10 protein-coding genes, 1 pseudogene and 1 riboswitch are annotated in these 14,127 nt (G+C 75.4%); of the genes and pseudogenes, 3 read left to right on the top strand and 8 right to left on the bottom strand.

Going from position 1 to position 14,127, the window contains the following annotated elements; genetic code table 11:
- Positions 1-487 precede the first annotated feature (487 nt).
- Entirely contained in the window at positions 488-4,096 is a 3,609-nt protein-coding gene (locus K7640_RS04390; RefSeq protein WP_222953382.1) for a hypothetical protein, read from the top strand.
- Positions 4,097-4,261: 165 nt separating this feature from the next.
- Here the strand turns inward: K7640_RS04390 and K7640_RS04385 are convergent.
- The 7 genes and pseudogenes from K7640_RS04385 to K7640_RS04355 all read right to left on the bottom strand — a co-directional run.
- A pseudogene (locus K7640_RS04385) lies at positions 4,262-5,020 on the bottom strand (hypothetical protein); the annotation flags it as partial.
- A 23-nt stretch (positions 5,021-5,043) separates the two neighbouring features.
- A complete protein-coding gene (locus tag K7640_RS04380; RefSeq protein ID WP_222953381.1) occupies positions 5,044-5,922 on the bottom strand; it encodes a PspA/IM30 family protein in 879 nt (292 codons plus the stop codon).
- Positions 5,923-6,106: 184 nt separating this feature from the next.
- The gene (locus K7640_RS04375) at positions 6,107-6,544 is read right to left on the bottom strand and encodes a helix-turn-helix domain-containing protein (protein ID WP_222953380.1); all 438 of its coding nucleotides are present in this window, start codon (positions 6,542-6,544) and stop codon (positions 6,107-6,109) included.
- A gap of 166 nt (positions 6,545-6,710) precedes the next feature.
- The gene (locus tag K7640_RS04370; RefSeq protein ID WP_222953379.1) at positions 6,711-7,286 is read right to left on the bottom strand and encodes a CinA family protein; all 576 of its coding nucleotides are present in this window, start codon (positions 7,284-7,286) and stop codon (positions 6,711-6,713) included.
- Between the two features lie 56 nt (positions 7,287-7,342).
- Positions 7,343-7,924 carry a CDP-diacylglycerol--glycerol-3-phosphate 3-phosphatidyltransferase gene (gene pgsA / locus K7640_RS04365; RefSeq protein ID WP_222953378.1) on the bottom strand — a complete coding sequence of 194 codons (582 nt, stop codon included), beginning with the start codon at positions 7,922-7,924 and terminating at the stop codon, positions 7,343-7,345.
- A gap of 77 nt (positions 7,925-8,001) precedes the next feature.
- On the bottom strand, positions 8,002-9,501 hold the full coding sequence (gene rimO, locus K7640_RS04360; protein ID WP_222953377.1) for a 30S ribosomal protein S12 methylthiotransferase RimO: 1,500 nt from the start codon (positions 9,499-9,501) through the stop codon (positions 8,002-8,004).
- Between the two features lie 127 nt (positions 9,502-9,628).
- On the bottom strand, positions 9,629-10,552 hold the full coding sequence (locus K7640_RS04355; RefSeq protein ID WP_222953376.1) for an ornithine cyclodeaminase family protein: 924 nt from the start codon (positions 10,550-10,552) through the stop codon (positions 9,629-9,631).
- Between the two features lie 90 nt (positions 10,553-10,642).
- Positions 10,643-10,707: riboswitch (guanidine-III (ykkC-III) riboswitch) on the top strand.
- 56 nt (positions 10,708-10,763) lie between these two features.
- Between K7640_RS04355 and K7640_RS04350 the strand changes: the two genes are divergently transcribed.
- Complete coding sequence (locus tag K7640_RS04350; protein WP_222953375.1) at positions 10,764-11,078, top strand: multidrug efflux SMR transporter; 315 nt, start codon at positions 10,764-10,766, stop codon at positions 11,076-11,078.
- Positions 11,079-11,191: 113 nt separating this feature from the next.
- Complete coding sequence (locus tag K7640_RS04345) at positions 11,192-11,437, top strand: hypothetical protein (protein ID WP_222953374.1); 246 nt, start codon at positions 11,192-11,194, stop codon at positions 11,435-11,437.
- 132 nt (positions 11,438-11,569) lie between these two features.
- Here the strand turns inward: K7640_RS04345 and K7640_RS04340 are convergent, their stop codons facing one another.
- Entirely contained in the window at positions 11,570-14,020 is a 2,451-nt protein-coding gene (locus K7640_RS04340) for a DNA translocase FtsK (protein ID WP_222953373.1), read from the bottom strand.
- Positions 14,021-14,127 lie beyond the last annotated feature (107 nt).

The following is a 14,127-nucleotide window of genomic DNA, read 5'->3' as shown; positions in this document are numbered from 1 at the left end:
ACGACCGAGGGCGAACCTGCCTGCCGCACACCCCTGGCGGTGCCCGGTCGGCAGCCTACGAACTTGATGTCACAAACGAATCAGCCGGGCGGCGGGATGCCGCACCATCGCCCCATCACACCGGCGGAGTGATTCGTTCACGTCATCAAGTTGGTAGGCCACGGAACGGGCCCCGGCGTCGGGGCCGCGCGGCCGTGGACCGGCGGCCCCCACCCGTCGGCAGGAGGTCCGGAGCCAGGCGGACGCGTCGGCGGTCCGAGCGCGAGCGGCGCACGGGCGGCGGCGCCCCGGACCGGCGGGCCTTCCGTACCCGGAAGACATAGAACTTCCACGAAACGGCAAGATCGTCCGAGATACGGACGAATGGGTACTTCCCCGCCGGCCCCTTCGCACCGCATGCTGCGGTGGCACGCTCACCGACCGTCAGCAGCGCGGACGCCCACCACGTCGGGGTGGTGGCCGTCGCGCCCCGGCACCGGGGAGAGCCATGGTGCTGTTCCGCAGACTCCGGCCGAACCGGGTGGACCACGAGGTCCCGGCCCGTGACCAGCTCGCCGTGCCCGGCGCGCGTACCCCCGACGAGGCCCCGCCCGTGCCGGCCAGTCTCGACCCGACGGCCGTGCCCCGGCTGTTCGGGCCGGTGCCGAACGTCGCTGGCAGCCCGCTGCCGGTGCTCGACCCGGCCGGGCGGGTGGTGCCCGGCACCGGCCTCCGCAAGTTCGTCGCGCCGCTGCCGGTACCGGCGTCCGACGCGCCCGCCACCGACGACGATCCGGCCGGGCGGGCGGCGTCGCTGCCGGTCGCGGTGCCGGACACGATCAGCTGGCCGGGCTGCGACTACTACGAGATCGCGCTCCAGGAGTACGCGCACCGCCTGCACCCGGACCTGCCGGCCACCCGGCTGCGCGGCTACCGCCAGCTCAACCTGGGCACCGACCCGTCCGGGCACAACACGGTCGCCCCGCCGGCCCGGCCCAGCCCGACCGGCCCGCTGATCGTCGCCCGGCGCGGCCGGCCGGTCCGGGTCAAGTTCATCAACCGGCTGCCCACCGGCCAGGCCGGGGAGCTCTTCCTCCCGGTCGACGCCAGCCTGGACGGGGCGGCGGTCGGCCCGCTGGACGGGCCCGCCCCGCTGCCGCAGAACCGGGCGGTGCCGCACCTGCACGGGGCGCAGACCGGCTGGATCAGCGCCGGCAACCCCACCCAGTGGGTCACCCCGGCCGGCGAGATCACCCCGTACCCGGCCGGGCCGGGCCTGACGGCGGTGCCGGACATGCCGGACCCGGGGGCCGGCGCCACCACCCTGTACTGGCCGAACGAGCAGAGCGGCCGGCTGATGTGGCTGCACGACAACACCCTCGGGCTGTCCCGGCTCACCACCTACTCCGGCCAGCTGGCCCCCTACCTGCTCACCGACCCGGCCGAGGAACGCCTCGTCGCCGACGGGGTGCTGCCCGCCGAGCAGCTGCCGCTGGTCATCCAGGACGCGACGTTCGTGCCGGACGACGCGCAGCTCGCCGCCCAGGACCCGACCTGGGACCGGGACCGCTGGGGCGCCAAGGGCAGCCTCTGGTGGCCGCACGTCTACCAGCCCCGGCAGAACCCGTGGCGGGCCGGCGGCCGCAACCCGACCGGCCGCTGGGAGTACGGGCCCTGGTCCCACGGCCCCCGACCCGAGGCCGGGCCGGTGCCCAACCCGCACCACGATCCGGTGGCCGCCCCGGACGAGCCGCCGCTGGCCCCGGACCTGCCGCACCCGTCGGCGGTGCCCGGGGCGTACGGGGACACCCCGCTGGTGAACGGGGTGGCCTACCCGTACCTGACGGTGCGGCCCCGGGCGTACCGGTTCCGGATCCTCAACGCCTGCGCGGACCGCAGCCTCAACCTCCAGCTCTACCGGGCCGGCTCGGACGCGCCGATGTGGCACCCCGACGGCAGCCTCGCCGACCCGGACGCCGGTGAGGTGCCGATGGTCGAGGCGGTACGCGCCCCCGACCGCCCCGCCGGGTGGCCGACCGACGGCCGGGAGGAGGGCGTGCCCGATCCGGCGACCGCCGGACCGGACCTGATCCAGATCGGCAACGAGTGCGGGCTGCTGCCCGCCCCGGTGGTGGTGCCGAGCCGCCCGGTCGGCTACCGGTACGACCGGACCGACCCGACCGTGCTCAACGTCGACGGCCACGCCCTGCTGCTCTCCCCCGGCGAACGGGCCGACGTGCTCGTCGACTTCTCCCGGGTGCCGCCGGGCGGCACGCTGATCCTGTACAACGACTGCCCGGCGCCGCTGCCCGGCGCGGACCCGCGCCACGACCACCACACCGGCGCACCCGACCGGAGCCCGGCCGGCGGCTCGCCGGGCACCCGCCCCGGGTACGGCCCGAACACCCGCACGCTGCTCCAGTTCCGGGTGGCCGGCGCGCCCGCCGAGCCGTACGACCTGGACCGCCTCGTCGAGCGCCTGCCCGGGGCGTACGCGCAGAGCCAGCGACCGCCGATCGTGCCGCAACCGGCGTACGACCGGGCGTTCGGTGGCCGGACGGCGCGGGAGACGGTGGTCTCCGCGCACGCCACCACGGTCAGCTTCACCCCGGCCGGGGCGGCCGGCCCGGTCACCCTGCCGCTGGCGGTGAAGGCGGTGGAGCAGGTCTTCGAACCGCGGCACGGCCGGCTGGTGGGCCGGCTCGGGGTGGGCCACCCGTACGCCGGGCCGCTGACCCCGGCCACCCTGCCGCTCGGCCCCACCGACCCGGCGACCGAGGTGCTGGTGGTGGCCGACCCGGCGGCCGGGCCGGGCGAGCCCGGCGACGGCACCCAGCTCTGGCGGATCAGCGGCAACAGCCGGCAGACCGAGGCGGTGCACCTGGCCGGCTGCGACGTGCAGGTCGTCAACCGGGTCGGCTGGGACGGCACCACCCGGGCGCCCGAGCCGGCGGAGCTGGGCTGGAAGGAGACGCTGCGGGTCAACCCGCGGGAGGACGTGGTGGTGGCGCTGCGCCCGGTCGTGCCGGCCCTGCCGTTCAAGATCGGCGACAGCGTACGGCTGCTCGACCCGACCCGCCCGGCCGGCGCGCGGACCGGCGCCACCCCGATCAGCCCGGTCGACGGCCGCCCCGCGACGGTCACCAACCAGCTGGTCAACCTGGGCTGGGAGTACCGCTGGCAGAGCCAGTCCGGCAGCCACCGCGACCAGGGCATGAGCCGTCCGCTGGTGCTGCGGGTGTCACCGAAGGCGCCGACCGGGCTCACCGCCACCCCGGCGCCGGGCTCGGCCACCGCCCTGCCGGCGATCGTGCTGGCCTGGACGGGAAACGGGTCCCGGCCCGCCGCGACCAGCCACCAGCTCCAGCGGGCCACCGAGCCCGGGTTCACCTCCGGGGTCACCACGATCAGCGTGGCCGGCGCCGCGACCCGGTACACCGACGCGAGCGTCACCCCCGGCGTCACCTACCACTACCGGATCCGCGCCGAAAACGCGGCGAGCTGCTCGGCCTGGTCGAACAGCGTGCCCGCCTCGGTGGGGCTGGCCGCACCGGCCGGGCTGACCGCCGCGATCCCGGCCGCCGCGCCGCTGCGGATCGCGCTGCGCTGGACCAACCGCTCCTTCGCCACCGGGATAGACGTGCAGCGGGCCACCAACCCGACCTTCACCAGCGGGCCGGGCACCACCGCGATCCCGGTCGGCGACCACCACCTCGACCCGGCGGTGGCCCCGGACACCCGCTACTACTACCGGGTCCGGACCACCTATCTGGGTGCCGCGTCACCGTGGTCGACCGTCGCCTCGGTCGCCACCCCGCCCGCCCCCGGGACGCCCACCGCCGTGGTGGCCGCCGCCGGCGCGCCCGGCCCGGACACCGCGACCGTCACGCTGAGCTGGGCGGCCAGTACCCCACCGGGGCCCGGCGCGGGGTTCGTCGTGCAGCGGGCCGCCGATCCCGCGTTCACCCGGGAGCTGGCCACCTTCACCGTGACCGGGCGCGGCTTCACCAACACCGGGCTGGCCCGCGGGGTGACCTACCACTACCGGATCCGGTCGTACAACGTGGTGGGCAGCTCGCCGTTCACCGGCCCGGTGCCGGTGACCACCCCGGCCTGACCGCGGTCAGTGACCGGCGCGCAGCGGGCCGGCCGAGCCCCAGTGGTCGGTGGCCGGGGCGGCAGCCAGCGGGTCCGTCGCGGCCCACGGGTCGGCCGCCGGGCCGCGCGGCGGCTCGCCGCCCACCGGCGGCCAGGATGCGGCGGCCGGGGCGCGCCGCGGGTCGTCGACGCCGCGCAGCTCGGCCAGCGCGGCGGTCACCCCGTGCAGCAGGTCGGTGGCCTCGACCAGCCGGGCCGCGGACGGGTGCTCGCCGCTCGGGCGGGCGTCCTCGGCGACGTAGCCGGCCGCCGCGACGACCAGCCCCTCGTACGCGGTCACCCCGCTGTCCAGCTGCTCGGCCAGCTCCCGGTGCGCCTCGGCCAGCGACGGCCGGGCCTGCGCCGGGGCCAGCCGCAGGGCGCGTTCCACCCCGGCCACCCGGAACGCCAGATCGCGTAGCGACCCGTCGGCGGTGGCCGCCTCGCGTACCGCCGGCTCGGCCGGGCCGGTCAGCCGGCCGGCCATCCCGGCCAGGGTCAGCGCGGCCCGGTCCAGCCGGGCGAACGGTTCCGCCGCCCCGGTGCCGCGCAGCGCCATCCGGGACCGGACCCGGCGCACCTCGGCCAGCACCCCGGGGCCCACCGGCAGACGCTCCACCGCGGCCACCAGCCGGGCCCGGTTGCGGGCCGCGACCTCGGCCGGGTTCAGCTCGGGCGGGGCCGGCTGGGCGGCGAGCGCACGCAGGTCGGCCCAGCGCCAGGCGGCCAGTGCCAGCGCGCCGCCCGCCGCGCCCGCCCAGGCCGCGTCCCCCAGCCCGATCCCCGCGTACGGGGTGAGCACGGCGGCGGCCCCGCCGAGCCCGCCGGCCAGCACGCTCCACCGTCGTGCCGAGCGGCGCAGCCGCCGCAGTCGGCGGAAGTGTTTCGCCCGCTCGTCCGCCATGCGTACCTCCTCGACCGGCCGGCTCAGCCGGTGGCTGTGGTGTCCCCCGTGTTGCGCTCCCGCGACATGCTGGCCCGCAGCTCGTCGAGCCGGGCGGCGGCGGCCGGGTCGGCGGCCGGCGTCGCGGACCCGGTGCGCTGCTGCTCCATGGCGGGCTGTTCCTGCCGGCCGGCGAGCTGCTCACCGGCCATGCTGGCCCGGATCTGCTCCAGCCGGGACGAGCCGGCGGTGTCCAGGCTGGCCTTCTGGATCTCCAGCATCCGGCCCTCGACGGAGTTGCCGGCCAGCTCGGCCCGGCCCATCGCGTTGGCGTAGCGGCGCTCGATGCGGTCCCGCACCTCGTCCAGCGAGGGGGTGTTGCCGGGGGCGGTCAGCGCCGACATCGACTCCAGCGAGGAGGCCACGCTCTCCTGCATCTTGGCCTGCTCCAGTTGGCTGAGCAGCTTGGTGCGCTCGGCGAGCTTCTGCTGGAGGATCATCGAGTTGTTCTCCACCGCGCGGCGGGCCTGCGCGGCGGCGCCGAGCGCCTGGTCGTGCAGGGTCTTCAGGTCCTCGGTGGCCTGCTCGGCGGAGACCAGCTGGGTGGCCAGGGTCTGCGCGGACTGCTCGTACCGCCCGGCCTCGGCGTCGTCGCCCTTGGCGCGGTTCTGGTCGGCCAGGACCAGCGCCTGCCGGGCCATCGACTGGAGCCGCTCGACCTCGGACATCTGCCGGGACAGCTTCATCTCGAGCTGACGCTGGTTGCCGATCACCGCCGCGGCCTGCTGGACGAGCGCCTGGTGCTGGCGCTGCGCCTCCTCGACGGCCTGCTGGATCTGCACCTTGGGATCGGCGTGTTCGTCGATCCGGGCACCGAAGAGCGCCATCAGGTACTTCCAACCCTTGACGAACGGGTTCGCCATCTCCGCGGTATCCCCTCAGTAGCGTCGCTCGGCCTCGCCGGCCAGTCGGACCGGCCGCCCGCGATGCGTCCATCGTCCCAGGCCGACGCCAGGGCGGCATCCGTACCCGGGGAGCGGAGACGTCGCAGCGGCTGCGATCAACCGTACGCGGTCGGCACCAGCGCGGCCACGAGGCGCGGGTGGATCAGGCGGCGCACACCACGTCGCGGTCGGCCGGGCGCACCCGGCTGCTGCGCAGGGTGGCCTTGAGCGGCGATTCCTGCCGCACCGAGACCGCGACCTTGCCGTCCGAGCTGACCTGGCGCACGCTCCGGTTGGTGGCCTTGGCCACGACCGGCGCGGTCTCGACCGGCTCGTCCTGCACGGGCAGCAGCACCCCCGGCATCTGCTCGGCGAGCGCGACCGTGTCGCTGACCTCGCGCAGCAGCTCGGACAGGCGGGCGCCCAGGGCGTCGCAGATGGCGGCCAGCAGCTCGCTGGAGGGCTCCTTCTGGCCGCGCTCGATCTCGGAGAGGTAACCGAGGCTGACGTTGGCGGCGGAGGAGACCTCACGCAGGGTGCGGTGCTGCCCCTGGCGCCGGGCCCGCAGCGCGTCCCCGATCACACGGCGTAGCAGGACCATTGCACCTCCCCCTGACGGGTCTCGCCGCGCCGCAGCCGGGCCGGACGCGGCGGACCGCTCCGGCGCCGAACTGATCGGCGGAGCCTTCCCGCAACCGTACCCGGTGCCGGCCCCGTCGACATCCCACCCCGCCCCTCCGGTTTGCCGGGCGCCCGCATCCGCCGGCCTACCGGCGGCCCGCGCCGGCCGACGCGGCACGGCCGTCGGGAGCGTCCGCCGCCGGGGGTTCGGCGGCCGGGTCGGGCCCGTGGAGCTGCTCGCCGAGCAGCCGCAGCGCCTCGATCACCGCCGCGGCGCGGATGTGATCCCGGCCGCCGTCCAGGTCCAGCCGGCGCACGGTGCTGCCGGTGGGACCGGCCGCGGCCACGTAGACCAGCCCGACCGGCTTGCCGTCCTGCGGCTCCGGCCCGGCCACCCCGGTGGTGGCGAGCCCCCAGTCGGCCCCGCACCGGCGGCGCCCGCCCTCGGCGAGCGCCACGGCGACGTCCGGATCCACCGGCCCGCGCTCGGCCAGCAGGTCGCCCGGCACGCCGGCCAGCTCGGCCTTCAGCTCGGTGGCGTAGGTGACCAGACCACCCCGGTAGACGCCGCTCACCCCGGCGATCTCCACGATCGCGGCGGCGAGCAGGCCGCCGGTGAGCGACTCGACCGTGGCCAGCGTCTTGTGCCGTTCCGCCAGGCTGTGCACCACCCCGGCCGCCGGGCTGCCGGCGGGCCGTCGGTGGTTCGCGTCCGTCTCCATGGCCTGCTTCCCTTCCCCGCCGCCCTCCCCATCCTGGCAGCCGCGCGGCCCGGGGATCAGGCGACCGGCCGGCGCAGGCGCCACGCCTGGACGAGGTAGTCGACGCCGGTGGCCAGCGTGACCAGGACGGCGGCCCCCATGATCCACGGACCGACCGGGACCAGGGCGGCCGGCATCGGCCACAGGTACCAGACGATCGCCAGGACCTGGAGCGCCGTCTTGACCTTGCCGCCGCGGCTGGCGGCGATCACCCCGAGCCGGATCACCCAGAACCGCAGCGCGGTGATGCCCAGCTCGCGGGCCAGGATCACCACGGTCACCCACCAGGGCAGCACGTCGTGCAGCGACAGCAGCACCAGCGCGGCGCCGGTGAGGGCCTTGTCGGCGATCGGGTCGGCCACCTTGCCGACCGAGGTGACCAGGCCGAACCGGCGGGCGATCCAGCCGTCAACCAGGTCGGTGAACGAGGCCACCACGAAGACCAGGCAGGCCGCGACCCGCCAGCCCGGGTGAGTCATCGCGGAGACGGCCACCAGCGCCACGAAGACCGGCACCAGCACCAACCGCAGCAGGGTGAGCCCGTTGGCGGCGTTGAACACCGGCACCGGGGGCACGGCGGAGTCCGTCGCCCCGGTCATCGGGGCACCCTCGCCCGGCCGCCGTGGCGAATCCGGCACCGCACCACGTGGCTCCCCCGCTCCGTCCGGGCCCGCCGTCACCGGGTCGCGCCGGGCGCCGCCGAGATCATCTCATCCGGCACCGCCACCAGGTCCACACCCTCGGTGCCGGTGACCGTCGCCCGGACCAGGTCGCCCGGGCGCAGCGCGGCCAGGTCGACCCCGCCGCCCACCGGCGCGACAAGCGTGGTCGAGCCGTCCACCTCCGGCGCCTGGTGCGCCGCCCGGCCCTCCACCACGCCGTCGGCGACCGAGTCGACAAGCACCTCGACCGTCGAGCCGAGCCGCTCCTCGGCCCGCTGCGAGCAGAGCTCGTCGGCGAGCGCGGCGAGCCGGTCGTACCGGCGCTTGACGGTGGCGGCGGAGACCTTGCCGGGCAGCCCGGCGGCCTCCGTGCCGTCCTCGTCGCTGTAGTCGAACACGCCGATCGCGTCCAGCCGCGCCTCGGTCAGGAACCGGACCAGCTCGGCCACGTCCTGCTTCGTCTCGCCGGGGAAGCCGACGATGAAGTTGCTCCGGGCGCCCGCCTCCGGGGCCAGCGCCCGGGCCGAGGCGAGCAGCTCCAGGAACCGGTCGGTGGAGCCGAACCGGCGCATCCGGCGCAGCACCGGCTCGCTGGAGTGCTGGAACGACAGGTCGAAGTAGGCCGCCACGCCGGGCGTGGTGGCGATCACCTCGACCAGGCCGGGCCGGGTCTCGGCGGGCTGGAGGTAGCTGGCCCGCACCCGCACGATGCCGTCGATCGCGGCGAGCTGCGGCAGCAGCTTCTCCAGCGCCCGCGGGTCGCCCAGGTCCTTGCCGTACGACGTGGAGTTCTCGCTGACCAGCACCAGCTCGCGGACGCCGGTCTTGGCCAGCCACTCCGCCTCGGCGAGCAGCTCGTCCGGGGTACGCGACACGAACGCCCCGCGGAACGCCGGGATGGCACAGAACGCGCAGCGCCGGTCGCAGCCGCTGGCCAGCTTCAGCGAGGCCACCGGACCGGTGTCCAGCCGGTGCCGCAGCACCTGGCGCAGGTGCGCCGGGGTGTGCTCGTCGGTCTCCGGGGCGACCCGGGTGGGGGTGCCGTGCCCGGGCAGCGACACGGCGGCGTCCCGCCGCTTGACCGGGGTCAGCGGCAGCAGCTCACGCCGGTCGCGCGGGGTGTGCGCGTCGATCGCCTCGCCGGCCACCACCGCGTCGAGCCGGGCCGCGATGTCCGGGTAGTCGTCGAAGCTCAGCACCGCCTGCGCCTCGGGCAGGCTGTCGGCCAGCTCCCGGCCGTAGCGCTCGGCCATGCAGCCGGCGGCGACCACCTTGGCGCCGGTGTCGGCGGCGGCGAGCAGCGTCTGGATCGAGTCCTGCTTGGCCTTCTCCACGAAGCCGCAGGTGTTCACCACCACCACGTCGGCGCCCTCGCCGTCGGTGGTCACCTGCCAACCGTCGGCGTGCAGCCGGGCGGCCAACTCCTCCGAGTCGACCTCGTTACGGGCGCAGCCCAGGGTCAGCAGGGCGACGCGACGGCCGTCGGGGGTGGCAGGGGAGGTGGCAGACACCACCCGAGGGTACCGGGCCGCCCCGCACCCCCCGGCGAGGCCCGGGTGGAAGGAGGGTGCCCTTGTTAACGCATTCGGTAGCGGAAGGGCCCCCTGTTAACACTTCGGGCGCGGGCCGGTGCGACGGCGGTCACCGCGCCGGGGCGGTGCGGCGGGCCAGCCGGTCGAGCAGGAAGACCTCCGTGCCGGCCAGGCCGGTGGAGCAGAACACCGAGATCTGGTCCGCGCCGGTCCGGCCCGGCACCGCCCCCGCCAGCACCGCGCCCAGGTCGCGCAGCCGCCCGGCGTACGGCTCGACGGCGGCCAGCATCGGCGGGACGTACCCGGCCGCCTGCGCCGGCGAGTCGGTGACCAGCAGGTCGGCGGCGTCCAGCAGGTCGGGGCCGAACTCGTGCCGGTCGACCTGCTTGAAGCCGACCGCGTTGAGGTGGGTGCCGGGGGCGAGGTCGGCGGCGGCCAGCACCGGGGTGACGCTGGTGGTGGCGAGCACCACCACGTCCCGGTCCCGGACCGCCTCGGCTGCCGTGCCGACCGCGCGGGCCGGCACGCCCAGCTCAGACCGGACCCGGGCGGCGAACGCCTCCCGGCGCGCCGCCGAGCGGCTGTGCACGGTCACCTCGCGCAGCGGGCGGACCGCGGCGGCGGCCCAGACCTGGGTCCACGCCTGCCGCCCGGAGCCGACCACGCCGAGGGTCGCCGCGTCCGGGCGGGCCAGCGCGTCCACCGCCACCCCGCCCAGTCCCCCGGTACGCCGGGAGCCGAGTTCCTCGCCCACCGCGATGGCCCGTACCGCGCCGCTGCCGGCGTCGTGCAGCACCACCAGCTGCTCGCCGTACGGGTGCCCGAAGGTGTCGTACGAGCGGAAGCCGTACCACTCGCCGGTGAGGTGACCGGCGGTGAGCACCAGCCGGCCCCCGCCCAGCGGGGCGGCGGCGCGGGGCGGGGCGATCAGCCGCCCCTCGTACGCGGCGAGCAGGGCGTCGCGCATGGCGGCCACGGCGAGCGGGGCGTCGACCGCGGCGGTGACGTCCTCGTCGGAGAGGAACAGGGTCATGCCGCCCATGGTGCAACCTGAAGTTCGCGTTAACTCCACCCGAGGTGGGCTTCGTCACCGCACCGCAGGCCGGCGTCGGTGCTAGCTTCGCCAGTGGCGACGGTGTTCGCCCCGGACGAGTGGTGGCGTACCCGGTCAGGCCAAGACGCCCCGGTGTGACCACCCGTCCCGGCCCCGGTGGCCGGGCCTGTCCCGTCAGGGGTGATTCGTGATGGCCTGGATCGTGCTCGTGCTCTCCGGACTGCTGGAGACCGTGTGGGCGATCGCCCTGGACCGCAGCGCCGGCTTCAGCCGCCCGGTCCCCACCGCCGTCTTCGGCGTCTCGCTGGTGGCCAGCATGGCCGGCCTGGCGTACGCGCTGCGCGACATCCCGGTCGGCACCGGCTACGCGGTCTGGGTCGGCATCGGGGCGGTCGGCACCGCGCTGGTCGGCATGCTGGCCCTGGGTGAGCCCGCCAACCTGCCCCGGATCGCCTGCCTGGCCCTGGTGGTGGCCGGGGTGGTCGGGCTCAAGCTGTTCCACTGAGTCCGGTAGCCGCCCCGATGGGGTGTATCGGAACGGATGCGTAGCGCGAGGCCGCAGTGGGTAGTGATCGCCCCGACCCACCATCACAAGGCTCTCGATCCACGGAGGACGTCATGGCCGACATGCACACCACCGCCCGCCCGCGCAGCAACGCCGCCCGGATCTGCACCATCGTGGGCTTCGTCTTCGCGGCGCTCGCGATCTTCATCTCCCCGCTGATCTTCGGCGTGCTCGGCGTGATCCTCGGCGTCGTCGGCGCCGTCCTCGGCGACAAGCCGCTGGGCTGGTACGCCGCCGCCGCGAGCGTGGTGGGCGCGGTGATCGGCATCGCCCTGGCCGCCGCGATCCTGAACAACTGAGCGGCACCGCACTCCGCGAGGGCCCGCCGGGAAACCGGCGGGCCCTCGCGTCGCTCATCCGGTCAGACCGGCCGGGCCGCCAGCAGCGCCCGGCTGCCGTCCGGGTCGGCCACGACCGCCGTCCGCTCGCCGTCACTCATCGGCGCCGCGCAGGCCGGCCAGGACCTCCTCCAGCTCGTCCGGCTTGACCAGCACGTCGCGGGCCTTGGAACCCTCGGACGGGCCGACCACGCCCCGGGTCTCCATCAGGTCCATCAGCCGGCCCGCCTTGGCGAAGCCGACCCGCAGCTTGCGCTGGAGCATCGAGGTCGAGCCGAACTGCGAGGTGACCACCAGCTCGACGGCCTGCACGAGCAGGTCCAGGTCGTCGCCGATGTCCTCGTCGATCTTCTTCTTGCTGTCCTGCGCGACGGTCAGCACGTCCTGGCGGAACTCCGGTTCGCGCTGGTCCTTGCAGAACTTCACCACATCGGTGATCTCGCGCTCGGTCACCCAGGCGCCCTGGATCCGGATCGGCTTCGACGCGCCCATCGGCAGGAAGAGGCCGTCGCCGCGGCCGAGCAGCTTCTCCGCGCCGGGCTGGTCGAGGATGACCCGGGAGTCCGCCAGCGAGGAGGTGGCGAAGGCCAGCCGGGACGGCACGTTCGCCTTGATCAGGCCGGTCACCACGTCGACCGAGGGACGCTGGGTGGCCAGCACCAGGTGGATGCCGGCGGCCCGGGCCAGCTGGGTGATCCGGACGATGGAGTCCTCCACGTCGCGCGGCGCGACCATCATCAGGTCGGCCAGCTCGTCCACGATCACCAGCAGGTACGGGTACGGGCGCAGCTCCCGCTCGCTGCCCGGCGGCGCCTTGATCTCGCCGTTGCGCACCTTGCGGTTGAAGTCGTCGATGTGCCGGACCCCGTTGGCGGCGAGGTCGTCGTAGCGCATGTCCATCTCGCGGACGACCCATTCGAGGGAGTCCGCCGCCTTCTTGGCGTTTGTCACGATCGGCGTGACCAGGTGCGGGATGCCCTCGTAGCCGGTCATCTCGACCCGCTTCGGGTCGATCAGCAGCAGCCGCACCTCGTCCGGCGTGGCCCGGGTCAGGATGGAGACCAGCAGCGAGTTCAGGCAGCTCGACTTGCCCGCGCCGGTGGCGCCCGCGATCAGGATGTGCGGCATCTTCGCGAGGTTGGCCACCACGAAGCCACCCTCGATGTCCTTGCCGAGCGCCACCACCATCGGGTGGTGGTCGCTGGTGGCGGCCCGCGAGCGCAGCACGTCGCCGAGGGACACGTTCTCCGGGTCGGTGTTCGGGATCTCCACGCCCACCGCGCTCTTGCCCGGGATGGGGCTGAGGATCCGCACGTCCGGCGACTTCACCGCGTACGCGATGTTGCGGGAGAGCTGGGTGATCCGCTCGACCTTGACGCCCGGACCCAGCTCGACCTCGTAGCGGGTGACCGTGGGACCGCGGGTGAAGCCGGTGACCGCGGCGTCCACGTCGAACTGGTCGAACACGCCGGTCAGCGCGGCGATCACCTCGTCGTTGGCCTTGCTGCGGGTCTTCGGCGCGGCCCCGGTGCCGAGGATGTTGGCCGGCGGCAGCGTGTAGTCACCGGCGAGGCCGGTGAGCGCGAGCTGCTCGGCCCGGGTGGGCAGCGGCGAGTGCTCCGGCGGCTCCGCCGGTTTGCGGGCGGCCGGGACCCGCTTGCGGGGCAGCGGCAGGGTGTCCTGGAGGTCGATCTCCTCGCCGGACAGGTCGTCGGGGTCGTCCAGGTCGACCGGGGGCGGCAGCCGCTTGGCCGGCCGGCGGCGGGCCGGCTTCTCGACCGGCTCCGCCGTCTCGGCGCCGGCCGTCCCGTCCGGGGCGACAAGCGTGCCGGCCAGCATGCCGAGCCGCTCGGGGATCTTGTTGATCGGGGTGGCGGTGACCACCAGCAGGCCGAAGACCAGCAGCAGGATCAGCAGCGGCATGGCGACCCAGGCGGTGATCGCCCCCGCCAGCAGGTCACCGACGCCGGCGCCGATCAGGCCGCCCGCGTAGTCCCGCTGCACCTGGTCCACCGGGTGCTGCCCGATGTGCAGCATCGCGGCGGTGGCGACCAGCATGGAACCCCAGCCGACCAGGCCGCGACCGCGGTGCTCCGGGTCGGGGGCGGCGCGCATCAGCCGCCAGGCGCCGATCATCAGCAGCACCGGCACCACCACGGCGATGGCGCCGAGGAAGAGCCGTACCGTGTCGGCCAGGCGGGCGCCGAGCGGGCCCGCGCCGGAGAACCAGATCGCCACCGCGCTGAGGATGGCCAGGCCGAACAGGAGCAGCCCACCGCCGTCGCGGCGGTGCTCCGGGTCCAGGTCCCGGGCGGACGCGGCCTGCCGGCCGGCGGCGCGCACCGCCCAGCCGACGCCGTGGGCCAGCCCCATCCACAGTGCGCCGACCGCGCGTCCGACGTAGACGGCCGGCCCCGGCCGGGCCGCCGGCCGCCGCCGGGCGTTGGCCCGGGTGGCCTTCTTCGCCGGGGTGCGGGCACGGCTGTTCGTGTTGCGCGACGACGCGCCGCGCCGCCGGCTCGCCTGAGAGGTACGGCCCGCCATAGAGTCACCGTAACGGCGGCACCCGGTGGATCGCCGCTATCCGGGTCGTGTCCGCGTGTCGCAGCACGGTTTGCGCCGCCCGTTGTGTTATTCGCCTCAGAAGGGGT

Source organism: Micromonospora sp. PLK6-60, assembly GCF_019890675.1.
Classification (GTDB): Bacteria; Actinomycetota; Actinomycetes; order Mycobacteriales; family Micromonosporaceae; genus Micromonospora.
This window is presented reverse-complemented; position numbering and strand designations above follow the sequence as displayed.